We start from the raw sequence: 23,568 nt of genomic DNA, 5'->3' as shown, positions 1-23,568 counted from the left end.
ATAGAAAGAAAAAGATCGCTATAAAAAAAGCGGACTTAAAGCGGACTTTCAATTTGTAACTTATCACAAATAGCCGTGACGGCGAGTGTTAAGCAAGAACGTACCACTTTTTCTTTGCGTTGTTGTTTCATTTGAAAAAGAAGTGAATCGGGAGGAGAGGTTTCGGGAGGAAAATCCAAAATGGCTTTATCTTCCACAAAATTTAGGTGTTGGGCGAAATCAATAATGAGCGAATCAGAAAAATTATAGTCTTTTTCATCATTATTTAGCTGATCTTTTAAATGAACAAAATGAGCAATATCCTCAAAAACCGGACTATCAAACACGCCCAAACCTAATAATACCTTTAGGCGAACGGAGAGATCCGCAAGGGGACCGCTGGTTTCAAATAGGGAATCCACCACCGATTTTACGGCAAAATCCGTTTTACGAAAAACACGGTTGATCAAGCTATCCACCGCTTCATCAAAAATGGCGACAGAAGCAATAATAAAGCCACGTGCCGATCCTGCCTCGTTGAGTTTTTCATAAATACATTCCAATGACACCGTTAAAATCCTTTTATTTTTGACCGCACTTTTATAATGAAAAAGGGCGAAAATAAATTCGCCCATAATGATTAGTGAGGAATTTTCTCATAAGCCTGTTTGATACGCTCAATCAAGGCTTCATCTTGCAATTCGGTATAGTGACGAACCGTTTCACTTACCCCTTTCTTGGCAAGGCTTTCCGCCAATTCCAATGCCTGCGGATCTTGTGCGTTACGATATGACAATGCGGCAGCAATAGCTTGAATTAAATGCGTATTCTCCAACTGATATTCCAAAGTTCCACGTAATGGCTTAATCAAGCGATCATTAAAACTTAATTTACGCAATGGTTCACGCCCAACACGATCTACATCGTCCACCAAGAATGGATTGGCAAAACGTTTTAAGATTTTCTCAATATACGCCGCGTGAGCCTGCGGATCAAAGCCATAGCGTTTAATTAATACCGCACCACTTTCTTGCATAGTGGCTTTTACATTTGCCTTAATTTCCTTATCTTCAATGCTTTCTTTCACAAAGCGATAACCTTTTAATTTACCAAGATATGCCGTTGTGGCGTGGCCGGTATTTAAAGTGAAAAGTTTCCGCTCAACAAATGCCATCAGGTTATCGGTTCTTTCCATACCGGTAATTTGTGGAATTTCACCTTTAAATTGCGTTTCATCCACAATCCATTCGCTAAATTCTTCAACGGTAACAAGCAACGGATCGGCTTCATCCATTTGAACCGGCGGGACAATGCGATCCACCGCAGAATCAACAAATCCCACTAAACTTTCTGCTTTTGCCTGTAATGCCGGACTTAAATGGGCAAACACCTGCTCTTTTAAGAAAGTGGTACCACGCACCATATTTTCACAAGCAATAATATTTAACGGTTTTTCATTTCCTGCGTTAAATCGGGCTTCTAACCCTTTCGCAAGGGTACCGGCAATAATTTTTAATACGTTAGGACCAACCGCCGTTGTAATCAGATCAACCTCATTAAACAAGGCAATTACCGCGCCTTCGTCTTTTGAATTAACGCCGGTGACATTAGTCACCCGCTCAATCGTATTAAGACTTTCGCCAACAATTTTCACGTTATAGGCTTGATCTTGCTTTAACCGATTAATCACGCTTTCATTTACATCGGCAAAAATGACTTGAATATGACTGTCTGCCAATAATTTTCCGATAAAGCCACGACCGATATTGCCTGCGCCAAAATGTAATGCTTTCATTGTATTACTCCAAATTTGATTTGAAAGGATAGCGGTGTAAAAACACCGCTAAAATTAACCGCACTTTATGCTTTAAGTAAGGCTAGCACTTTTTCCACATCCTTTGTTGTGGTCAAGATTTCAATGGCTTCTTCGCTATCCAATGCATTCGTAATGGCGGAAACCACTTGAATATGCTCGTTATTTTTCGCAGCAATTCCTACCACCAGTTTGGCAATGCCGTCTTCTTCGTCATTAAAACGCACGCCTGACGGATATTGACACACCACGATACCGGTTTTTAGCACCGCATCTTTCGCTTCTACCGTACCGTGCGGCACGGCAACCCCTTCACCGAGATAGGTGGAAACCAATTTTTCACGTTCAAACATTGCATCCACATAACTTGGTTCAACAAAGCCTGCTTTCACTAATTGCTCTCCGGCAAAACGAATCGCTTGATCTTTATTTTCAGCGGTTAATCCTAAAAAGATTTGTTCCGGTTTTAAGGTGAATTTTGCGCCATTCACTTCCACCACATTTTCTTCCGCTTTTGGCGCAGTTTTTTGTGCAGAAAGTTGTTCTTTCAAATCTTGTACAAGGCTATCGTAGAACTTGTTATCCAAGAAATTGGTTAAAGATAAATGCATTGCATTTGGCACTTGTTTTTTCGCCCGTAAGGTTAAATCTTGGTGTGTAATCACAAGGCGGGCATCATCCGGTAAATCGTTAATTGCAACGTTAGTGACTTCTAACGGTAAGCCCGCATCGTTCACTTTTTTACGCAACATACTTGCGCCCATTGCACTTGATCCCATACCGGCATCGCAAGAAACATAGATTTTGCTTAAACCTTTATAATCCGTCACTTGTGCTTGATGGCTATTGCCTGCTTTCATTGCTTTTGAAGCCGCCTGCATTTCTTCAAGATTGTTTGATTCTTCTTTTTGAATTTTTAAGAACAAGGATGCCAACACAAATGACACTACACAAGCCACAATCACCGAAGCAACCACGCCAACCACAGAGGATTTTGGTGTCATCATCAACACAGCAATAATTGAACCCGGTGAAGCCGGTGCAACTAAACCTGCACTAAATAACGTTAAAGTAAACACCCCTGCCATACCACCGGCAATCACCGCAATCAGTAAACGTGGATTCATTAACACATAAGGGAAATAAATTTCGTGAATTCCCCCGAAGAAATGGATAATTGCCGCGCCGCCTGCCGTTTGTTTTGCCGAACCTTTTCCAAAGAAAATATAAGCCAGTAAAACACCCAAGCCCGGGCCGGGATTGGCTTCAATTAAGAAGAAAATAGATTGTCCAAATTCTTGCGACTGTTGAATACCGAGCGGCGAGAAAATACCGTGGTTAATCGCATTATTTAAGAAAAGAATTTTTGCCGGTTCAACAAAAATAGACGTTAGTGGAAGCAGATTATTCTCTACCAACACTTTCACGCCTGCCGCCAACAATTCCGTAAGGGATTTCACCACCGGGCCAACCACCCAGAAAAATAAAATCGCCAAAATCATTCCGATAATGCCGGATGAGAAGTTGTTGACCAACATCTCAAAACCGCTTTTGATTTTGCCGTCAGCCCATTTGTCGAAACGCTTAATTGCCCAACCGCCCGTAGGCCCTGCAATCATTGCACCAAGAAACATTGGAATATCCGTACCGATAATCACGCCTGCCGTGGTAATTGCCCCGACTACTGCACCGCGATCGCCTCCCATTAATTTACCGCCGGTATAACCGATTAATAATGGAAGTAAATAAGTGATCATCGGCCCAACCAGTTTTGCCAACGTTTCATTTGGCAACCAACCTGTCGGAATAAAAAGTGCGGTAATAAAACCCCACGCAATAAAGGCACCGATATTCGGCATCACCATATTAGAAAGAAAGCGTCCAAAACTTTGGATCTTCACTTTTGCACTTGCTGATAGCATAAAAACCTCACAGAAAAAGGAATTGTATAAATCCTGTTCAACATATCACAATACATTTTTCATAGAAAATAATTTTATATAAATCTGTGAAGTAGATCACAATATTTTTAACACACCACAAATTAAAATTGTGATAAAAATCACATTATTGATTTCAGGTGGAATTTTTTGTGATCTAAATCACATTTTAAATCCTCTTAAACCTCCCTTAACCAACCTCCTTTCGCTTTTCGTTATTCCTATCAGAAAGAAAATATATCCCTACCTCTTTAGGTGTATTTCACATTATCGGCTTTGATCTAAAGCAACTTTTTTTCAAATCTCACTAGAAAATAACCGCACTTTTGCTATCGTTAGCCTTGAGCCGAACCCTCTTTTTATCAGTAATTTCAATACCTTATCAAGAATGGTTCGCATTTAAAATCCTTTTACTTTTCCTACCTTAGTTATGGAGTGATTATCGTGAACGCATTAAGAAAAAGCCTCATTTTGGCGGCTTCTTTCGCTGCCTTGGGTGTAAATTCTGCAATGGCTGAAATGGTTTATAAGCCGGTTGAACAGCCTGTTGAAGCCCCAAATCCCAATTTAAAAATCGAAGCGGTGAATGAAAAATTCGCTGAAAAATATCCGCAACAATTCCAATCTTGGAAAGCCACCGAAAAAGGCGACAAAATCATTTATGCCGATGAGCAAGATCCTCGATTAATCGTTCTTTGGGGCGGCTATGCGTTCGCGAAAGAATACAATGCGCCGCGTGGTCACGTTTATGCCATTAAAGATGTGCGTGATATTTTGCGTACCGGCGCACCAAAAACGGCAAATGATGGCCCTCAACCTATGGCGTGTTGGACTTGTAAAGGCCCTGATGTGCCACGTTTAATCGCAGAATGGGGGGAAGAAGGTTACTTTAGCGGAAAATGGGCAAAAGGCGGCGCAGAAGTGGTTAACTCCATTGGTTGTGCGGACTGCCACGATACCACCTCTAAAGAATTTGCCGAAGGTAAACCGGCACTACGTATTGCCCGCCCACACGTATTGCGTGCGTTGGATCACTTAAACAACGCCTTACAAGCAAAAGCCAAAGCGGAAGGCAAAGATCAACCTAATTTAAGTTTCAACACCGCGGCCCGCACAGAACAACGTGCCGAAATCTGTGCAAACTGCCACGTTGAATACTACTTCGCCGGTGATATTAAACAGGTTACTTTCCCTTGGAATAACGGTCAAACCGTGGATGATATTGAAAAATACTATGACGACATTGGTTTTAGCGACTGGACGCACTCTCTTTCTAAAGCCCCAATGTTGAAAGCTCAGCACCCTGACTTTGAAATTTGGTCTTTAGGAATGCACGGTAAAAATGGCGTAACCTGTATTGATTGCCATATGCCGAAAGTACAAGGCGCAGACGGTAAAGTTTATACCGATCACCAAATTCAAAATCCATTTGACGCTTTTGATAACACTTGTGCAAACTGCCACGATCAAAGTAAAGAAAAACTGAAAGACATCGTTGCATCACGCAAAAAAGAAGTGAAAGATGTGATGGGTCGTTTGGAAGATCAAGTAGTAAAAGCACACTTTGAAGCGAAAGCCGCTTGGGAGGCAGGGGCAAACAAAGAAGAAATGGAACCGGCATTAATGGATATTCGTCACGCACAATGGCGTTGGGATTATGCCGCAGCAAGTCATGGCGGTCATATGCACGCACCGGATGTAATGCTTCGTGTATTGGGTTCAGGTTTAGACAAAGCGGCAGATGCACGTGTCAAACTCGCCGCCGTTTTAGCCAAACACGGCGTCAAAACACCGGTTGAAATACCTGATATTTCCACAGCAGAAAAAGCTTGGAAAGTGATGGGTATTGATATTGAAAAAGAGCGTAAAGCCAAAGAAGAATTCTTAAAAACTGTCGTACCTCAATGGGAAAAAGAAGCAAAAGCCAACGGCAAATTAGCTGAAGATACCGCCACAAAACAATAAGAAAAATCACCGCACTTTTGTGCATTGCGTAAAAGTGCGGTCGTTTTCAACGATAAATTTGAGGTAACCCAAATGAACTTAACTTCCCTATTTCGTAATGCGGTAAAAGCCGTGGCATTCTTTGCCTTTGCCGTGGCAACGCCAATAATGGCACACGCTGAAACGGATTCCGCTCAACGCTATGAACCGCAATTAGACAATCAACGCGATCCGAATCAATATTGTGCCAAATGCCACAAATTCGACAAAGTGGACAAAAATCAAACCTTGGATCAATCCGGGGGCGAATTACATTTTGGTAAATTCCACGGCGCACACTTAAATCAAAAAAATCCTAACAACGGCAAGCCGATTACTTGTGTAAGCTGCCACGGTAATATCTCTGAAAATCATCGCCGTGGTGCAAAAGATGTAATGCGTTTTGAAGGCGATATTTTTGGTGAGAAAAAACCAATGTACTCCGTGCAAGAACAAAACCAAGTTTGTTTTGCCTGCCATCAACCGGACAAATTACGCGAAAAACTTTGGGCACACGATGTTCACGCAATGAAATTACCTTGTGCGAGCTGCCACACCCTTCATCCAAAAGATGAGCCGATGAAAGGCATTAAACCGAAAGAACGCGTAAAACTTTGTGTTGATTGCCATGGTGAACAACAAAAACGCAAAGCCGAACAAGAAAAATCAACCGAACAAAAGGATAAACAATGACCGCTTGCTCACGCCGAAACTTTGTTTCCGGTATGGGGGCGGTAATCCTTATGACGGGAACATCTTTAACGTCTTTAGCAAAAGAAGACAAGGCGGATAAAACCAAACGTTATGCAATGATACACGATGAAACGGCTTGCATTGGCTGCACAGCCTGTATGGATGCCTGTCGTGATGTAAACCAAGTGCCGCAAGGCGTTTCTCGTTTAGAGATTTTGCGTAGCGAACCTTATGGTGAATTTCCGAATCAGGAATATGAGTTTTTCCGCCAATCTTGCCAACACTGCAGTAATGCACCCTGCGTTGCCGTTTGCCCGACCGGTGCTTCTTTTATTGATCAAGAAACCGGTATTGTGGATGTCAATAAAGATCTCTGCGTAGGTTGTCAATATTGCATTGCCGTATGTCCGTATCGCGTGCGTTTTATTCACCCGGTGCATAAAACGGCAGATAAATGCAATTTCTGTCGTGATACCAATCTTGCCAACGGCAAACAACCTGCTTGCGTGGAAGCCTGCCCGACTAAGGCTTTAACTTTTGGTGATATGAATGATCCAAACAGTGAAGTAGCACGAAAAGTGAAAGAAAAACCGGTTTATCGCACAAAAGTGGAATTAGGTACACAACCGAATCTTTACCATATTCCATTTCAACATGGGGAGCCTAGAAGATGACGTTAGATTATCCAGTTCCATTCCACACGCCTAATTTAGTGTGGGATTCCACCATTGCGATCTATTTGTTTTTACTTGGTATTTCATCCGGTGCGGTGCAATTAGCCATTGCTTACAAACGCAGTAACAAACTTGAAAACCCGAGTCAAAACTGGATTATTCGTTCCGGTGTCATTTTGGGATCGGTGCCGACTTTAATCGGTTTAACACTCCTCATTTTCCACCTAACACGCCCTTGGACATTCTGGAAATTGATGTTTAATTATCAATTTAATTCCGTTATGTCCATGGGGGTAATGCTTTTCCAAGTGTATATGGTGTTTTTGGTGCTATGGAGTGTTGCGATCTTCAAAAATGACATTGAAGGGCTGATTAACCGTTTTATGCCAAAATTGAAATTTGTCATAAAACCAATTGGCTTTGCCGAACGTTTGATTAGCCCTGTTGAGGTGATTTTATTCATCTTGGCTGCCGTATTAGGGGCTTATACCGGTTTCTTACTTTCCGCATTAATCAGCTATCCAATGTTGAATAATCCGGTATTGCCTGCCTTGTTCTTGGCATCGGGAACCTCCTCCGGTATTGCCGCAACCTTCTTGATTATCCTGCTTGCAGGCAAATTAAAAGGCGATTCTCACGAATCTCATTTTATTCACAAGTTTGAAGTGCCGATTATGGTGACTGAACTTGGTTTATTGGTCTGTTTCTTCGTGGGATTACACTTTGGCGGTGGTCAAAAAACCGTTGCATTGCATAATGCCCTCTCCGGATTCTGGGGAGCCGTATTCTGGATCGGGGTATTCTTTATCGGTATTTTAATCCCGCTCATCGGAAACTTATTTGCCGGCGATCGCCTCAAATATAACCGTAATTTTATTATCTTTGTGTCGATTTTCGACTTAATTGGGGTATTATGTTTGCGGTATTTTATTTTGTATGCGGGGCAATTAACCATTGCTTAATGGTATTTAGTAGGGACGCGACACTTCGTGTCCCATATCAAAAAACAAACCATTTCAATAAATTAACATTAAGGACGCCGGTCTAATCAGTCTGGCATTTCTGCTTTTGATATGGTATTAAACCGTGATGACATAATATTGAAACAACACGCTTAATAAATTTGTTAAACAAACAACACAACATTATATGCTCCCAGAACTTGGCTTCATTTTTCTCCTTATTGCCACTGCCTCTGCATTTTTCCTTGCATTAGTGCCGCAACTCGGCTTAGTCAAAAAAAGCCAAACTTTAATTCATTCCGCTTGGTGGTTGAGTTACTTATTTACGATAACAACGACCCTTTCCATCGGTATTCTTGCTTATTCTTTCGCCATAGACGATTTCACCCTTGAATATGTCGCGGCACATTCAAATTCTCAACTTCCGACCTTTTTCAAAATAGCGGCAACTTGGGGAGGTCACGAAGGCTCAATGCTTTTTTGGCTATTTTCATTGAGCCTATGGTTAACGGCTTTTGCTTTTTTTAACCGAAAAAATGACCGCACTTTTTCCGCACAAACCTTATCATTGCTTGGTTTGATTTGTTTTGGCTTTGCGGTGTTTATTCTGTTTTACTCCAACCCTTTCGGGCGAATTTTCCCTGCGCCAATAGAAGGGCGAGATCTCAATCCAATGTTGCAGGATGTGGGGTTAATCTTCCACCCTCCATTACTGTATATCGGCTATGTGGGCTTTGCCGTCAATTTTGCAATGAGCTTGTCGGCACTCATTTACAATCGCCCAATGCAACAAATCGCCCGTTCAATGCGTGGTTGGGTTGGTTTTTCTTGGTTATTTTTAACCCTTGGTATCGTACTTGGGGCGTGGTGGGCATATTATGAACTTGGCTGGGGCGGCTGGTGGTTTTGGGATCCTGTTGAAAATGCCTCATTAATGCCTTGGTTACTTGGGTTGGCACTGTTGCATAGTTTGCTCATTACGGAAAAACAAGGGACATTCAATTATTGGACAATCCTCTTTTCACTCCTCACCTTTGCATTGAGTGTTTTAGGCACTTTCATTGTGCGTTCGGGCGCACTGACTTCCGTCCACGCTTTTGCCTTGGATAACACGCGTGGTTACGTGCTGTTATTTATCTTCTTTTTATTAACGGTATTTGCCTTCGGCTTGTTTGCCCTACGGGCAGGAAATAACCTAGAAAGTGCGGTCAAATTTCAACTTGTTTCTAAAGCCGGCGGCATTTTATTGCTCAATATTTTGCTTACCATCGCCACGGTTTCGACTTTCTTAGGCACCTTCTACCCAATGTTTTTCCAAGCGATGAACTGGGGTTCTATTTCGGTAGGCAGCCCTTACTTCAACAGCATTTTCCTTCCCCTTTTAACGCTAATCTTAATCGCAATGGTGGTCTCCCTTTCCCTCCATTGGGCAAAATTTGAACCTGTTATTTTGATACGCCGATTGTTACTTCTTTTTCCGGCGGCTCTCCTCGCCACATTAATGGTTTGGCAGCAACTTCATCAGGATCCTACGCTCAATTTTTGTTGCTTTGCCTATGTGTTATTAACCCTTGCCATCTGGCTTTTGTTGGCAACTTTATGGCAGAATTGGCGGCAAATTCGCTTGGCTCAAGTTGGAATGATATTGGCACATAGTGGCGTTGCGATTGCCACAATGGGTGCGGTAATGAGCAGCTATTTTGGTAATGAAATAGGCGTTCGGCTCGCCCCACAACAACATCAATCACTCGGGCAATTTGATTTCTACTATCGCCAATTTTCAAATGAAATCGGTGCAAACTTCACCTCGGAAGTGGCTTTTTTTGAGGTGACGGAAAAAGGCAAACCTTATGCAGAAATCATTCCCGAACGCCGTTATTATGACGTGCGAACAATGACAATGAGCGAAGTCGGATTAAGCGGTGGCTTTTGGGGCGATTTATATATCGTGATGGGCGATGCCCTTGGCAAAGGGGAATTTACTTTCCGCTTGCATTATAAACCGCTGATTCGCTGGCTATGGGTAGGGGGGATTTTAATGGCACTGGGCGCACTTTGTCGCGTGCTAACCCTACGTCCAAAACGGGAAAAAGTATGAAAACAAAACTCCTCTTTTTTACACCGCTCTTTTTAGTACTGGCGGTGATTTTGTTGTTAATGGCAGGGCTTCATCAAGATCCGAAAAAAATTGCTTCGGCACTTATTGATAAACCGATACCGGAATTTTATCAGGCAAACTTGCTTGCCCCCTCACAAACCCTTAGCCCGAAAGATTTCCCCAAAACCCCCTTTTTAATGAACATCTGGGGGAGTTGGTGCGGCTATTGCAAAGAAGAACATCCGCTTTTAATGGAGATTGCAAAAAGCACACCGATAGTCGGCATTAATTATCGTGATAATCCACAAAGCGGTATTGAAATGCTCAAGCGAATGGGCAATCCCTTTGTATTGACCCTCAACGATAGCCAAGGCGAACTCGCCCTAAAACTGGGCGTGGACGGTGCGCCGGAAACCTATTTAGTAGATGCGCAGGGTGTGATTCGTTATCGCCATTCCGGACTTTTGGAGCGTGAAACTTGGCAGCAGGTATTTTTGCCAAAAATTCAAGAATTAATGAAAAAATGAAGAAATTTTTAAAGACGATAATGACGGGAATCCCCACTATTTTCAAAAACAAAGGGCAAAAAATACGGCTTTTTTTGACCGCACTTTTTCTGTCTTTTTCGCTTTTTTCACAGGCAGAAATGGTGGATACCTACCAATTCAAAAACCACTCCGATCGCACACGTGCCGTAGAACTGGCAAAATCTTTGCGTTGTCCACAATGCCAAAACCAAAACTTAGTGGAATCCAATTCGCCCATTGCTTATGACTTGCGGCTGGAAGTTTATAGGATGGTGGATGAGGGGAAATCCAATCAACAAATTATCGACACAATGACAGCGCGTTTTGGCGATTTTGTTAATTATAAACCGCCCTTTCAATGGAACACGGCATTGTTGTGGTTATTGCCTGTTGTGCTATTGATTTTGGCTGTCGTATTAATTGGGTTTTCCCGTAAAAAAAGTATGGGGAATGAGGACAAATCTTTCCCCACAACGCTCGATAACAAGGCGAACAAACAAGAATCGCAAAGTGCTTTTTATGGTGATAAACCCATAAATTACCGCCATAGTTCGGTGATTTTTACCTTACTTATTACGATTCCACTGATTTATTATTTCTCATTAGATCGCTTTTCTCGTGTTCAGGAAGGTGAAAAAAAGATGATCTCTCAACATAACACGCAAATTGAGATGACGGATTTCCACAAAAAAGAAGATGTAATTAGCAAAATTCAAGATAAATTACGTGCAAATCCCAATGAGGCTGAAACTTGGCTACAACTGGGGGACGCCTATATGCAAAATGATGAATTTGAACACGCCCTAATTGCCTACACCAACGCGGAAAAACTCATCGGCAGCCAAGCCAATATTTTGGGTTTAAAAGCCACCGCACTTTATTATTTGGCAGGGAAAAAGATCACGCCTGAAATGCAACAACTTTTAACACAAGCCTTAACCTTGAACAAAAAAGAAATTTCTGCGCTTTCCTTACTCGCCACCGTAGCGGTGGAACAACAAAACTATGCACAAGCGAAAGATTATTTACAACAATTATTAGATACCGGCAATGCTGCGGTTGATCGCCGTATGGTGATTCAACGAATGAAAATGCTGGAATTTTTAGAACGAGGACAAACACGGTGAGCCATTATTGTGAAACCCTTATTATTGGTGCCGGTGCAGCCGGCTTATTTTGTGCCGCCCAATTAGGAAAGCTTGGTAAACAAGTCGCTGTGTTGGATAAGGGTAAAAAAATCGGGCGTAAAATTTTAATGTCGGGCGGCGGATTTTGTAATTTCACCAATTTGGATGTCACTGCCGCTCATTACCTTTCACAAAATCCTCATTTTGTAAAATCCGCACTTTCACGCTATACCAATTGGGATTTTATTGGTTTAGTGGGGGAATATGGTATTGCCTACCACGAAAAAGAATTAGGACAGCTTTTTTGTGATGAGGGAGCGGAAAAAATTGTTGAAATGCTTCGTAATGAATGTGAAAAACATCAGGTAAAGATCCACTTACGTAGCGAAGTGTCACAAATAGAACGCATTGAAGACAATGAAAAGGTGCGGTTTATCCTGACAGTCAACGCAATCCAATGGCAATGCCAAAATCTGGTGATTGCAACCGGTGGGCTTTCAATGCCGGGATTGGGCGCAACCCCTTTGGGTTATCAAATCGCCGAACAATTTCATCTTCCCATTATTCCACCACGTGCAAGCCTTGTGCCTTTTACTTATCGGGAAAGCGATAAATTTTTAACCGCACTTGCCGGCATCAGTATCCCTGCGAGGATCACGGCAAATTGCGGTCAATCTTTCCATAATCAGTTATTGTTTACTCACCGTGGCATTTCCGGTCCTGCCGTTTTGCAAATTTCCAATTATTGGCAACCGAATGAAAGCGTAGAAATTGATCTCTTACCCACACACAATGTGGAGGATGAAATCAATCTGGCGAAGCAAGAGTCTCCCAAGCAGATGTTAAAAACGGTGCTAGCCCGTTTACTCCCGAAAAAATTGGTAGAACTTTGGCTGGCGCAAGGCATTATTGAAGATGAAAGTATTGCCAATTTGAGTAAAGTGCGGTTAAAAAATTTAGTGAATTTTATTCATCATTGGCAATTTATACCGAATGGTACGGAGGGCTATCGCACGGCAGAAGTCACGCTAGGCGGGGTGGATACCAAATCGCTTTCCTCAAAAACAATGGAAAGCAATTCGGTAGAAGGGCTTTATTTTATCGGTGAAGTGCTGGATGTCACGGGCTGGCTCGGCGGCTATAATTTCCAATGGGCGTGGAGTTCAGCCTATGCCTGTGCGGTGGGAATCGCCGCCAGATAAATATTAAGGGCGTCATAATACGCCCTTGCAATGATGATAAAACAGGTTGAAAACCAACCGCACTTTTATTCGTCTATATTTATTCGTCCATATAACCTAAGCTACGCAACGCCCGTTCATCATCCGCCCAACCGGATTTCACTTTCACCCAGAGTTCAAGATGTACTTTATTGTCAAATAAGCGTTCCATATCCGCACGGGCTTCCATACTAATGGTTTTGATTTTTTGACCTTGTGCGCCAATCACCATTTTTTTCTGCCCTTCACGTTCAACAAGAATCAAACCGTTAATTTCATAAGTGCCACGCTCGTTCACTTTAAATTGTTCGATTTCTACCGTTACAGAATAGGGCAATTCTTCACCGGTGAAACGCATTAATTTTTCACGAATAATTTCTGAAGCCATAAAACGTTGAGAGCGATCCGTCACATAATCTTCAGGGAAATGGTGTACACCTTCACGCAGCGAGGCTCGCACGATTTTCTCAAGTTCGTGAACATTATTGCCACGCTGAGCAGAAATCGGCACGATATGGGCAAAGTTGAATTTACTGCTTAAATCGGTAATAAACGGCAATAACTCATCTTTATTTTTGATGTTATCCACTTTGTTGATCGCTAACACAACAGGGGTTTTGGTGTGACGAAGTTTATTTAACACCATTTCATCATCTGCATTCCAATGTGTGCCGTCCACCACAAAAATAATGAGATCCACATCCCCAATGGCACTACTTGCCGCACGATTCATTAAACGGTTAATGGCACGTTTTTCTTCAATATGTAGTCCCGGTGTATCTACATAGATTTCTTGATATGCCCCCTCGGTTTTAATCCCCACAATACGATGACGGGTAGTCTGTGCTTTGCGGGAAGTAATGGAAATTTTTTGCCCTAGGATTTTATTTAAGAGCGTTGATTTTCCCACATTTGGGCGACCTACAATGGCAATAAAGCCACAATAGGTTTTGTCGAGTTGTTCGGTCATTTGATATCCAGTTCTTTTAAAATTTGTTCTGCCGCTGCCTGCTCGGCTTTACGGCGACTTGAGCCTTTTCCCACAAAAGTGCGGTCATTTTTATCCATTTCTTTTATGGTACATTCCACCGTAAAAGTTTGGCAATGGGCTTCACCTTGAGTATTCACCACTTCATAATTTGGCAAGGGCAGGCGTTTTCCTTGCAAATATTCCTGCAAGCGGGTTTTGGCATCTTTTTGATTATCACCCGGCTTGATTTCCGCCAATAGGGTTTGATACCAGTTTCGGATCACCTGCGATGCGGCGGCTAATCCTTGATCGAGCGACATTGCGCCAATAATGGCTTCCACACAATCTGCTAAAATGGATTCACGGCGAAAACCGCCACTTTTTAATTCGCCTGAGCCGAGTGACATATAGTCGCCCAATTCAAATTCTCGGGCAAGGAATGCCAAGGTTTGTTCACGCACTAAAGTTGCCCGCATACGGCTTAGTTCGCCCTCATTACAGCGTGGAAATTGATGATAAAGGGCTTCGGCAATGGTGAAATTAAGAATGGAATCGCCTAGAAACTCTAGGCGTTCATTATGTTGGGTTGCCGCACTGCGGTGGGTCAGTGCCAATTTTAAGAGCGAGTTATCTTTAAATTGATAACCAATTTTTCGCTCCAATCTTTCTAATTGCTTCATCTTATTTAATTTCTGTTAAGAAACGTTCAAAACGGAAGCCTGTTGGCCATTCATTCGGTTCTTTTTCCAAGCTCATCCAAATGTAAGTGGCTTTCCCGACAATATTTTTTTCCGGTACGAATCCCCAAAAACGGCTGTCATCACTGTGATCACGATTGTCGCCCATCACAAAATATTGCCCTTCCGGCACAACCCATTCCGCCGTTGGATTTCCTTCTTGTGGGAAAAATTCAGGCCCCGCATAACGGCGATATGGGCTGATTAAAATATTGTGGGTTACATCGCCTTTTTCCGTCAATTCAAGTTGGTCTGGGAAGGCAGGATTGGTTGGATTTTGTGTGTATTCAAAGGCTTTGCTTTCACAATTTACTTCGCAAGGCTTGCCCTCTTGACCATAGACGATTTTCAAGGTTTTTTGATCCATATCGAAAATCACCCGATCTCCGCCCTGACCAATAATACGTTTAATATAATCCACGCCCGACATATTCTCTGTTGAAGTTAATGCCAAGTTTTCCGCATAAGCCGCCCGTGTTGCGCCTAATCCCGTACGTAATAATGCCTGTTCCGGTGCTTTAAACACAATCACATCACCACGTTGCGGCTTATCACCTGCAATAAGGGTATTTTGGAAAATCGGATCTTTTATGCCGTAAGCATATTTATTCACGACCAAAAAATCCCCCACCCGTAGGGTGGATTCCATTGAACCGGAGGGGATTTGAAAAGGTTCAAACACGAAAGAGCGAACCAAGAAAACTACGGCAAGCACGGGGAATAATGAAGAGATAAATTCCGAACCTTCAGAAATCGGTTCGATTTTCGCTTTTTCTTCATCACTTAATGCCTGACCGGAACGCTGTTCGGCGCGAGCAATTTGTCGATGACGCTTAGGCGCAACGACAAAGCGGTGATAACACCATAATACGCCCGAAAGTGCTGTCAAAATAAGCAATAAAATGCTGAAGGTGTTTGGTAATTGGAGATAATCCAAGCCTTTCCAAATACCAAAACCTACCGCTAAGAAAATGATAAAAAATAAATTCGACATTGTTTTTCCTATTTATCTTTACCCACGTGTAAAATCGCCAAAAATGCCTCTTGTGGCACTTCCACGTTCCCTAAGGATTTCATTCGTTTTTTACCTTCTTTTTGTTTTTGTAACAATTTTTTCTTACGGCTTACATCACCACCGTAACATTTTGCCAATACGTTTTTACGTAACTGTTTTACTGTTGAGCGGGCGATAATGTGGTTACCAATCGCCGCCTGAATTGCAATATCAAATTGCTGACGTGGAATTAATTCACGCATTTTTTCCACTAATTCACGGCCACGATATTGTGCATTATCTTTATGAACAATTAATGCCAGTGCATCGACACGATCCCCATTAATCATAATATCCACACGCACCATATCTGCCGCTTGGAAACGTTTGAAACCGTAATCCAAAGACGCATAACCACGGGAAGTAGATTTTAGACGGTCAAAGAAATCAAGCACCACTTCGCCCATTGGAATTTCATAAGTGAGAGCAATTTGATTGCCGTGGTACACCATATTGGTTTGCACGCCACGTTTTTCCACACATAAGGTAATCACATTTCCCAAATATTCTTGCGGTACCAACATATTACATTCGGCAATAGGTTCACGAATTTCAGAAATATTATTAAGCGGCGGCAACTTCGCCGGACTATCCACATAAACCACATCACCGTTGGTCATTTCCACTTCGTAAATTACCGTTGGTGCGGTGGTAATAAGATCTAAATCATATTCACGTTCCAAACGTTCTTGAATGATTTCCATATGAAGTAGCCCCAAGAAACCACAACGGAAACCAAAACCAAGTGCGGTGGAATTTTCCGGTTCGTAGAATAAAGAGGCATCATTCAGGCTGAGTTTGCCAAGGGCGTCACGGAATGCTTCATAGTCATCAGAGCTAACGGGAAATAATCCGGCATAAACCTGTGGTTTTACCTTTTTAAAGCCCGGTAGCACGCTATCGGCAGGATTATGTTGATGAGTGAGGGTATCGCCCACCGGCGCACCCAAAATATCTTTAATGGCACACACTACCCAACCTACTTCGCCGGTATTTAATACGCTAGTGTCCACTTGTTTTGGTGTGAAGATACCCAAACGATCAACGTTATAAGCCTGTCCGGTGGACATCACTTTAATTTTATCGCCTTTGCGTAATACACCGTTTTTGATACGCACCAAAGACACCACGCCTAAATAATTATCGAACCACGAGTCAATAATCAAAGCCTGTAACGGTGCTTCAGGATCACCCTCCGGAGCCGGAATTTTGGCTACAATTTCTTCCAGCACATCATTGATACCGACACCGGTTTTTGCCGAACAACGCACCGCTTCCATCGCATCAATACCGACAATATCTTCAATTTCTTCCGCCACCCGCTCAGGATCGGCGGCAGGTAAGTCGATTTTGTTTAAAATCGGTACGACTTCTAAATCCATCTCAATGGCGGTATAGCAGTTTGCCAAGGTTTGGGCTTCCACGCCTTGTCCTGCATCCACCACCAGCAATGCCCCCTCACAAGCGGCAAGAGAACGTGATACTTCATAAGAAAAATCCACGTGTCCCGGAGTATCGATAAAATTTAATTGATAGGTTTCGCCATTTTTGGCTTTGTAATTTAAGGTAACACTTTGGGCTTTAATGGTAATACCACGCTCACGTTCCAGATCCATCGAATCCAACACCTGCGCTTCCATTTCACGATCGGAAAGCCCGCCACAGGTTTGAATCAAGCGATCTGATAGGGTTGATTTACCGTGGTCAATATGAGCAATAATAGAAAAGTTACGAATATTCTTCATAAAAGATAATTTTCTCAAAAAATCAACAAATTTAACTGGCGGATTGTACCTGAAAAGCAAAGGAATCGCTAGGAAAGAAAGGAAAGTGCGGTCAATTTCCACTCATATTTCAAACAACGCTTCCACCTCTGCCCAAGTGAATGGAGGAAGACTTTTGGAGAGAGGGGAAAACAGCATACATATCACCTGCTAAGCGATAAGCATTTCTCAACAACAAAACTATCTATTACTATCAAACGATTTCGTTTGATAGTAATAAACACTTTATGAGGAGAGAGAAAATGCTATTAAAAACAGAAATAGAACAAAATATTCAATTTTGAATTGAATGATTTTGCATTGTTAGATGAAATAGAGTGAACATTAAATACAAAACCCCGATAAAATCGGGGTTTCTTTTATTCAATCTGAAATTATAGGCTTTCAGTGAAAGTACGGGTGATGACATCACGTTGTTGTTCCGGTGTTAAAGAGTTGAAACGTACGGCATAACCTGAAACACGGATAGTTAGTTGCGGATATTTATCCGGATTGTTTACCGCATCTTCTAAGGTTTCACGGCGTAATACGTTCACATTTAAGTGTTGACCGCCTTCAACTTTTACGGTTGGCGCAACGTTTACCGGTAATTCACGGTACTCGATTTGACCTAATTCGCTTACTGCAACCACTTGATCTTCAGCAAATTCACCTTTTGCACATAAACAACGTGCTTCATTGGTGTCGCTGTCTAATAACCAGAATGAGTTAAGTAAGTTGTCATTCGCTGCTTGAGTAATTTGAATACCTTTAATCATAATAGCCTCCTAATTTGGCGTGAGTATAATCATAAAAACTGTGCAAAGTTTATCAAAAAATTTTAATACTTCAAATTATTTTGATGGAAAACAAGTTGTTTTTTTATTACTCTTTTTAATATTTTGATCTAGATTAACTTCTTCATAATCAACCAGTTTTGATTAAAAAATTAATTAACCATATTGTTACAAAATATTAACAATTTATTCATCCCTCTCAATGTCATTTCGTTTATAATGCCTTCATTTTATTCTCAAACGGAATCCTATTATGAAAACTTGGACGGATGTCATCGGTATGGAAAAATCACAACCTTATTTTCAACATACCCTACAACAGGTTCACCTTGCCCGCCAAAGTGGAAAAACTATCTATCCGCCTCAACAAGATGTATTTAATGCCTTTAAATATACGGCGTTTGAAGAGGTAAAAGTCGTGATTTTAGGACAAGATCCCTATCACGGCCCAAACCAAGCACACGGACTTGCTTTTTCGGTAAAACCTGAAGTCGCGATCCCCCCCTCTCTACTCAATATGTATAAAGAATTAAGTCAGGATATTGCCGACTTTCAAATGCCTTCTCACGGTTATTTAGTGAAATGGGCGGAACAAGGCGTGCTATTACTGAACACAGTTTTAACTGTTGAACGGGGACTTGCCCACTCTCACGCCAATTTAGGTTGGGAAACGTTTACAGATCGTGTAATTGCGGCATTGAATGAACATCGCGAAAACCTCGTTTTCTTACTTTGGGGCAGTCACGCACAGAAAAAAGGGCAAATGATTGACCGCAATCGCCACTTGGTTCTCACCGCCCCTCATCCGTCCCCACTCTCGGCACATCGTGGCTTCTTTGGTTGTCATCATTTTTCCCAAACAAACCAATATTTGCAGCGGCACGGAATTCGTGAGATTGATTGGCAGGTTTAAAATGTCGCAGGTAAAAAGCCTAATAAAACAACCTAATTTTTAACCGCACTTTGTGCTTAAAAATCTCCGTTATTTTCAAACCAACTTTCTAAAATAAGGCAAGCGGAAATGCCGTCCACTTTGCCTTTTTTTAAGGCACGAAAACCACCACGATCAAAAATCTCGCTCCGGGCTGCGGTGGTAGTTAAACGTTCGTCCTGTAATTCAACTCTTACGCCAAACCGTCCGTTTAAGCGATTGGCGAAAGTTCGGGCGCGTGCGGTGAGATCTTGTTCTGTGCCATCCATATTCAAAGGCAAGCCGACAACTACAACGTCAGGTTTCCATTCTTTTAAGCATTTTTCAATGGCGTCCCAATTCGGAATACCGTCTTGTGCTTTAAAGGCGGGTAAGGCTTGAGCGGTGGCTGTAATGTTTTGCCCTACGGCACATCCGATACTTTTTGTACCAAAATCAAAGGCGAGTGCGGTAAAGCTCATTAGCTATGCCCCACTTGTGCCATTGCAAAATTATGCGGTTGAATACCCAATAATTGACCGGCTGCAAGATAGCGATCTTCATAAGGGGTATCAAATAAGATTTTTTCATCAGAGGGAACAACCAGCCATGCATTATCTGCAATTTCTTCTTCCAGCTGCCCTGCCGCCCAACTTGCACAACCTAATGCCACCAAATATTTCTCCGGTGCTTGGATTGAACCAAAAGTATCCACCACATCGGCAGAAGTGGTAAGGGAAAGTTCATCGGTGATGGGATAACTGTGTTGGAAATCATTGGCGGTTTTTTTATGAATAATAAATCCACGCTCAGTGTGAACCGGCCCACCGGCAACCACCATTGTATCGTCAAAAGTGCGGTCGTTTTTCATCATAAAATTCAATTTGGAATAAAGCTCCGCAATGCTTAAATCGGTGGGTTGATTAATCACCACACCCATTGAACCCTGCTCATTATGCTCGCAAACAAATACCACCGTGCGGTAAAAATAATCGTTCAAATGTGGCATTGCGATTAAAAATTGCCCTTGTAAATCCATTATTCGCCTAAGTCTCCAAAACAAATTTGTAATGCACTGATGGCTGCCAATGAGGCGGTTTCCGTTCTCAGTACACGCTTTCCTAATAAAATCTCGGTAAAACCCTGTTGTTCCGTCTGTGCAATTTCTTGTGGCGATAAACCTCCTTCCGAACCAATCAATAATCGCACGCCTTGTTTGGGAATTGTCGGTAAGGTTTTAATGGAATATTGGGCGCGTGGGTGCAAATTCAATTTCAATGCGCCGTCATTTTCCGCACACCAATCCTGTAATTTCATCAGCGGACGGATTTCCGGCACAATATTACGCCCACATTGCTCACAAGCGGCAATGGCAATTTTTTGCCACTGTTGGATTTTTTTATCCATACGCTCGCCATCCAGTTTTACGCCACAACGTTCCGACCAAAGTGGAGTAATAATATTCACCCCGAGTTCCACAGATTTCTGAATAGTAAATTCCATACGCTCACCACGGGAAATCACTTGCCCCAGATGAATTTTTAGTGGCGATTCTTTGTCGCACAATTCACGCCCCAGAATTTCAACCTTTACGGCTTTTTTGCCTGCCTCAAGAATTTGAGCAGGATAAATATGATTACTGCCATCAAATAATTCAATTTGTTCGCCTGCCGTCATTCGCAATACCCGTCCAACGTGGTTGGCAGCCTCATCAGAAAGTTGACATTGGGTTTGGTGCTCAAGGGATTCGGGGTGATAAATTCGAGGTATACGCATAATGTTGATATTTTGCTAAAAGTGCGGTCAATTTTTCGATCGTTTTGGCGGATTATGTAAATTGTATAATGCTTAATGAAAAAGTGGGGACATCAGTGTGTTGTCCCTACGCCAAGCTAAGAACGTAAGCCTATGCCTTTTTCGATTAATAAATAGGCGAAGGCATATAATACCATCACAAGTGATCCTAACACTAAAAATGTGTAGAACACAGGCACATCACTAATGCCTAAAAAGCCATAACGAAAGCCGTTGATCATATAAACAATGGGATTAAATTTCGAGACGGCTTGCCAAAAATCGGGCAAAAGTGAAATGGAATAAAACACGCCCCCTAAATAAGTAAGCGGTGTTAAAACGAAGGTTGGGATTAAGCCCACATCATCAAAGGTTTTGGCAAAAATGGCATTAATTAAACCGCCAAGGGCAAAACTGATTGTGGTGAGCAGTAAAGTGCAAAAAATCATTAACCAAGAGTGAATATTAAAAGTGATAAATAACAACGATACCATCATCACCAAAATACCAGCCAACACGCCCCGTACCATACTGCCGGCAACATAGCCCCAGATAATGTTATGTGATGAAAGGGGGGCGACCAACAATTCTTCGTAAGTTTTGTTGAATTTGCTCAGGAAAAAAGATGAGGCGGTATTCACATAAGAGGCAGTGATTGCCGTCATCATAACAAGCCCCGGTGCGATAAATTGCATATAGCTGACCCCCTGCATATCACCGATACGTCCGCCGATAAGTCGTCCAAAAATCAGAAAATAAAGAGTGGTGGTAATCACCGGTGGCACAAGGGTTTGTTTCCAAATGCGAATAACGCGTTTGGATTCTTTCATTGCCAGTGTAAAAAATCCGATAAAATTCATATTAATTCGCCATTTTAAGGAAAAGTTCTTCTAAACGATTGGATTTGTTGCGCATACTCAATACCTCAATATTTTGTGCGGTGAGCTGGGCAAACAAATTGGTTAAACCTTGTGAGCGTTGCACTTCCACTTCTAAGGTATTTTCATCCACCCATTGATACGGATAATGCGCGATCACAAGCGATTTGGTTTGTGGCACATTTTGTAAATCCAAAACAAAAACCTCTGTTTCCAGCTTTGCCAAAAGGGATTTCATTGAGGTATTTTCAATCAATTTTCCCTGTTGAATAATGCCGATATTACGGCAGAGATTTTCCGCTTCTTCCAAATAATGGGTGGTTAGAATAATGGTCGTTCCCCGTGCATTTAATTCACGCAAAAAATCCCAAAGGGAACGGCGAAGTTCAATATCCACGCCGGCGGTAGGCTCATCCAAAATCAATAATTTCGGGTTATGCATTAAGGCGCGGGCAATCATTACACGGCGTTTCATTCCACCGGAAAGTTCACGGGTGAGATGTGTACGTTTTTCCCATAGTTCCAATCTTTTTAACCAAATTTCTGCCCGTTTTAATGCTTCTTTTAGGGGAATACCATAAAAACCGGCTTGCTCGGTCAATACATCGATCACTTTCTCAAACTGGTTGAAATTAAACTCTTGCGGAACCAACCCAATTTGCTGTTTAAGCAAAGTCTTTTGTGTATCTAAATCATAACCGAACACTTTAACCGTACCGGCGGTTTTATTCACCAGCGAGCTAATAATGCCGATGGTTGTCGATTTGCCTGCACCGTTGTGTCCAAGCAGTGCATAAAAATCGCCTTGTTCAACGGTAAGATCAATGCCTTTTACCGCCTGAACGCCTCCGGCATAGGTTTTGATGAGATGACGAATTTCTAAAGCATACATAAAAATTGCATTTTATTGATTGAAATAAAATTTAGTCGGAAAAATCCTGCGGTAAACATTCCAATATAGTTTGCCAATAGGTCGCAGAATTTGCACGATGTTTACGAATACAATCTACCACCGCATCTGCATTGCCTTCTTGGCAAATTTGTTGCATTTCCAAATAGAATTGCTTGGTGATTGCACGATGTTTTTCGTGGCTAAAGAAGAGTAAAGCAATTTTTTGATAAACCCCTTTTAAACTATTAAAAATCAAACGATAAAAAGGTTTATTGGCAACAACCGTAAATTGGCGAAACACACGATAATCGAACTCCGTGTAATCTTCTGCGGTATTTTCTAATGTTATCAATTCATCAAATAACATTGCCGATTGTTGAGGGGAATTTTTGACCGCTTCATAAATATAAGATTCGGACATTTTACTGCGTAACGACAACATATTATCAATAATCAAAGGCGCAGCCTTGTGATCTAATGTAATTAAGGTTTCGATAATGCTCGGACTTGCCGTATCCCAAATATTATTTACTTGGGTCGGTTTGCCGTGTTGAATGGTGAGCCAGCCATCACGAGCCAAGCGTTGTAATACTTCACGCAGTGTTGTGCGGGTTACACCGATTTTATCGGCGAGATCACGTTCGGAAGGTAAAGTAGAACCTGCAGGAAAAACATCATTCCAAATACTTTTTACCAAATATTCTTCAGCAAGGGCTGCCGGACTTTTTGCTTTTAAAAGGGGTCTTTCCATATTCAT

The 23,568-nt window shown here is 42.0% G+C and carries 23 protein-coding genes; 9 read left to right on the top strand and 14 right to left on the bottom strand.

The features are described 5' to 3' along the window. Window positions 1-35: 35 nt before the first annotated feature. The 3 genes from BKL49_RS00720 to BKL49_RS00710 all read right to left on the bottom strand — a co-directional run bounded on the left by BKL49_RS00720 (window position 36) and on the right by BKL49_RS00710 (window position 3,714). Window positions 36-548, bottom strand: coding sequence for an MltR family transcriptional regulator (locus BKL49_RS00720; protein WP_244151923.1), 513 nt, complete (start codon window positions 546-548; stop codon window positions 36-38). A 71-nt stretch (window positions 549-619) separates the two neighbouring features. Continuing rightward, complete coding sequence (locus BKL49_RS00715) at window positions 620-1,774, bottom strand: mannitol-1-phosphate 5-dehydrogenase (protein WP_077422731.1); 1,155 nt, start codon at window positions 1,772-1,774, stop codon at window positions 620-622. Between the two features lie 65 nt (window positions 1,775-1,839). Continuing rightward, on the bottom strand, window positions 1,840-3,714 hold the full coding sequence (locus tag BKL49_RS00710; protein ID WP_077422730.1) for a PTS mannitol transporter subunit IICBA: 1,875 nt from the start codon (window positions 3,712-3,714) through the stop codon (window positions 1,840-1,842). A 462-nt stretch (window positions 3,715-4,176) separates the two neighbouring features. Here BKL49_RS00710 and nrfA point away from each other — a divergent pair, with 462 nt between their 5' ends. From nrfA to BKL49_RS00670, 8 genes are all read left to right on the top strand, one after another. Continuing rightward, window positions 4,177-5,697: an ammonia-forming nitrite reductase cytochrome c552 subunit gene (gene nrfA / locus BKL49_RS00705; protein ID WP_208607791.1), complete on the top strand. Its 1,521-nt coding sequence runs from the start codon at window positions 4,177-4,179 to the stop codon at window positions 5,695-5,697. 72 nt (window positions 5,698-5,769) lie between these two features. Next, window positions 5,770-6,408 (top strand): cytochrome c nitrite reductase pentaheme subunit, encoded by a 639-nt coding sequence (gene nrfB / locus BKL49_RS00700; protein WP_077422728.1) that lies wholly within the window; start codon window positions 5,770-5,772, stop codon window positions 6,406-6,408. Further along, complete coding sequence (gene nrfC / locus BKL49_RS00695; RefSeq protein ID WP_077422727.1) at window positions 6,405-7,082, top strand: cytochrome c nitrite reductase Fe-S protein; 678 nt, start codon at window positions 6,405-6,407, stop codon at window positions 7,080-7,082. The genes nrfB and nrfC overlap by 4 nt, the downstream gene beginning before the upstream one ends. Further along, window positions 7,079-8,044 (top strand): cytochrome c nitrite reductase subunit NrfD, encoded by a 966-nt coding sequence (nrfD, locus tag BKL49_RS00690; RefSeq protein WP_077422726.1) that lies wholly within the window; start codon window positions 7,079-7,081, stop codon window positions 8,042-8,044. Before nrfC ends, nrfD begins: the two co-directional genes overlap by 4 nt. Window positions 8,045-8,231: 187 nt before the next feature. Next, window positions 8,232-10,142: a heme lyase NrfEFG subunit NrfE gene (gene nrfE / locus BKL49_RS00685; protein WP_077422725.1), complete on the top strand. Its 1,911-nt coding sequence runs from the start codon at window positions 8,232-8,234 to the stop codon at window positions 10,140-10,142. Continuing rightward, entirely contained in the window at window positions 10,139-10,669 is a 531-nt protein-coding gene (locus BKL49_RS00680; RefSeq protein WP_077422724.1) for a DsbE family thiol:disulfide interchange protein, read from the top strand. Before nrfE ends, BKL49_RS00680 begins: the two co-directional genes overlap by 4 nt. A gap of 20 nt (window positions 10,670-10,689) precedes the next feature. Then, the gene (nrfF, locus tag BKL49_RS00675; RefSeq protein WP_077422769.1) at window positions 10,690-11,796 is read left to right on the top strand and encodes a heme lyase NrfEFG subunit NrfF; all 1,107 of its coding nucleotides are present in this window, start codon (window positions 10,690-10,692) and stop codon (window positions 11,794-11,796) included. Further along, on the top strand, window positions 11,793-12,998 hold the full coding sequence (locus tag BKL49_RS00670) for a BaiN/RdsA family NAD(P)/FAD-dependent oxidoreductase (RefSeq protein ID WP_077422723.1): 1,206 nt from the start codon (window positions 11,793-11,795) through the stop codon (window positions 12,996-12,998). The genes nrfF and BKL49_RS00670 overlap by 4 nt, the downstream gene beginning before the upstream one ends. Before the next feature lie 79 nt (window positions 12,999-13,077). On the opposite strand, the gene era is transcribed toward BKL49_RS00670, so the two are convergent. The 5 genes from era to grcA all read right to left on the bottom strand — a co-directional run bounded on the left by era (window position 13,078) and on the right by grcA (window position 18,319). Continuing rightward, window positions 13,078-13,986 (bottom strand): GTPase Era, encoded by a 909-nt coding sequence (gene era / locus BKL49_RS00665; RefSeq protein WP_077422722.1) that lies wholly within the window; start codon window positions 13,984-13,986, stop codon window positions 13,078-13,080. Then, a complete protein-coding gene (gene rnc / locus BKL49_RS00660) occupies window positions 13,983-14,666 on the bottom strand; it encodes a ribonuclease III (protein ID WP_077422721.1) in 684 nt (227 codons plus the stop codon). Before rnc ends, era begins: the two co-directional genes overlap by 4 nt. A 1-nt stretch (window position 14,667) precedes the next feature. Beyond that, window positions 14,668-15,717 carry a signal peptidase I gene (gene lepB / locus BKL49_RS00655; RefSeq protein WP_077422720.1) on the bottom strand — a complete coding sequence of 350 codons (1,050 nt, stop codon included), beginning with the start codon at window positions 15,715-15,717 and terminating at the stop codon, window positions 14,668-14,670. An 8-nt stretch (window positions 15,718-15,725) separates the two neighbouring features. Continuing rightward, window positions 15,726-17,522 (bottom strand): translation elongation factor 4, encoded by a 1,797-nt coding sequence (lepA, locus tag BKL49_RS00650; protein WP_077422768.1) that lies wholly within the window; start codon window positions 17,520-17,522, stop codon window positions 15,726-15,728. A 413-nt stretch (window positions 17,523-17,935) separates the two neighbouring features. Then, window positions 17,936-18,319: an autonomous glycyl radical cofactor GrcA gene (gene grcA / locus BKL49_RS00645; protein WP_077422719.1), complete on the bottom strand. Its 384-nt coding sequence runs from the start codon at window positions 18,317-18,319 to the stop codon at window positions 17,936-17,938. Between the two features lie 271 nt (window positions 18,320-18,590). On the opposite strand from grcA, the gene ung reads away from it, so the two are divergent. Then, a complete protein-coding gene (ung, locus tag BKL49_RS00640) occupies window positions 18,591-19,250 on the top strand; it encodes a uracil-DNA glycosylase (RefSeq protein WP_077422718.1) in 660 nt (219 codons plus the stop codon). A 56-nt stretch (window positions 19,251-19,306) separates the two neighbouring features. Here the strand turns inward: ung and ruvX are convergent, their stop codons facing one another. The 6 genes from ruvX to fadR form a co-directional block, all read right to left on the bottom strand. After that, window positions 19,307-19,729 carry a Holliday junction resolvase RuvX gene (gene ruvX, locus BKL49_RS00635; protein WP_077422717.1) on the bottom strand — a complete coding sequence of 141 codons (423 nt, stop codon included), beginning with the start codon at window positions 19,727-19,729 and terminating at the stop codon, window positions 19,307-19,309. Beyond that, window positions 19,729-20,289, bottom strand: a complete 561-nt coding sequence (locus BKL49_RS00630; RefSeq protein WP_077422767.1) for a YqgE/AlgH family protein — start codon at window positions 20,287-20,289, stop codon at window positions 19,729-19,731. The genes ruvX and BKL49_RS00630 overlap by 1 nt, the downstream gene beginning before the upstream one ends. Next, window positions 20,286-21,023 carry a 16S rRNA (uracil(1498)-N(3))-methyltransferase gene (gene rsmE, locus BKL49_RS00625; RefSeq protein ID WP_077422716.1) on the bottom strand — a complete coding sequence of 246 codons (738 nt, stop codon included), beginning with the start codon at window positions 21,021-21,023 and terminating at the stop codon, window positions 20,286-20,288. The genes BKL49_RS00630 and rsmE overlap by 4 nt, the downstream gene beginning before the upstream one ends. 116 nt (window positions 21,024-21,139) lie before the next feature. Further along, window positions 21,140-21,901, bottom strand: a complete 762-nt coding sequence (locus tag BKL49_RS00620) for an ABC transporter permease (RefSeq protein ID WP_077422715.1) — start codon at window positions 21,899-21,901, stop codon at window positions 21,140-21,142. Window position 21,902: 1 nt separating this feature from the next. Beyond that, window positions 21,903-22,811, bottom strand: coding sequence for an ABC transporter ATP-binding protein (locus tag BKL49_RS00615; protein WP_077422714.1), 909 nt, complete (start codon window positions 22,809-22,811; stop codon window positions 21,903-21,905). Window positions 22,812-22,842: 31 nt separating this feature from the next. Beyond that, window positions 22,843-23,568, bottom strand: coding sequence for a fatty acid metabolism transcriptional regulator FadR (gene fadR, locus BKL49_RS00610; RefSeq protein ID WP_077422713.1), 726 nt, complete (start codon window positions 23,566-23,568; stop codon window positions 22,843-22,845).

This window comes from Rodentibacter myodis, from assembly GCF_001999305.1.
GTDB classification, from domain to species: Bacteria; Pseudomonadota; Gammaproteobacteria; order Enterobacterales; family Pasteurellaceae; genus Rodentibacter; species Rodentibacter myodis.
This window is presented reverse-complemented; position numbering and strand designations above follow the sequence as displayed.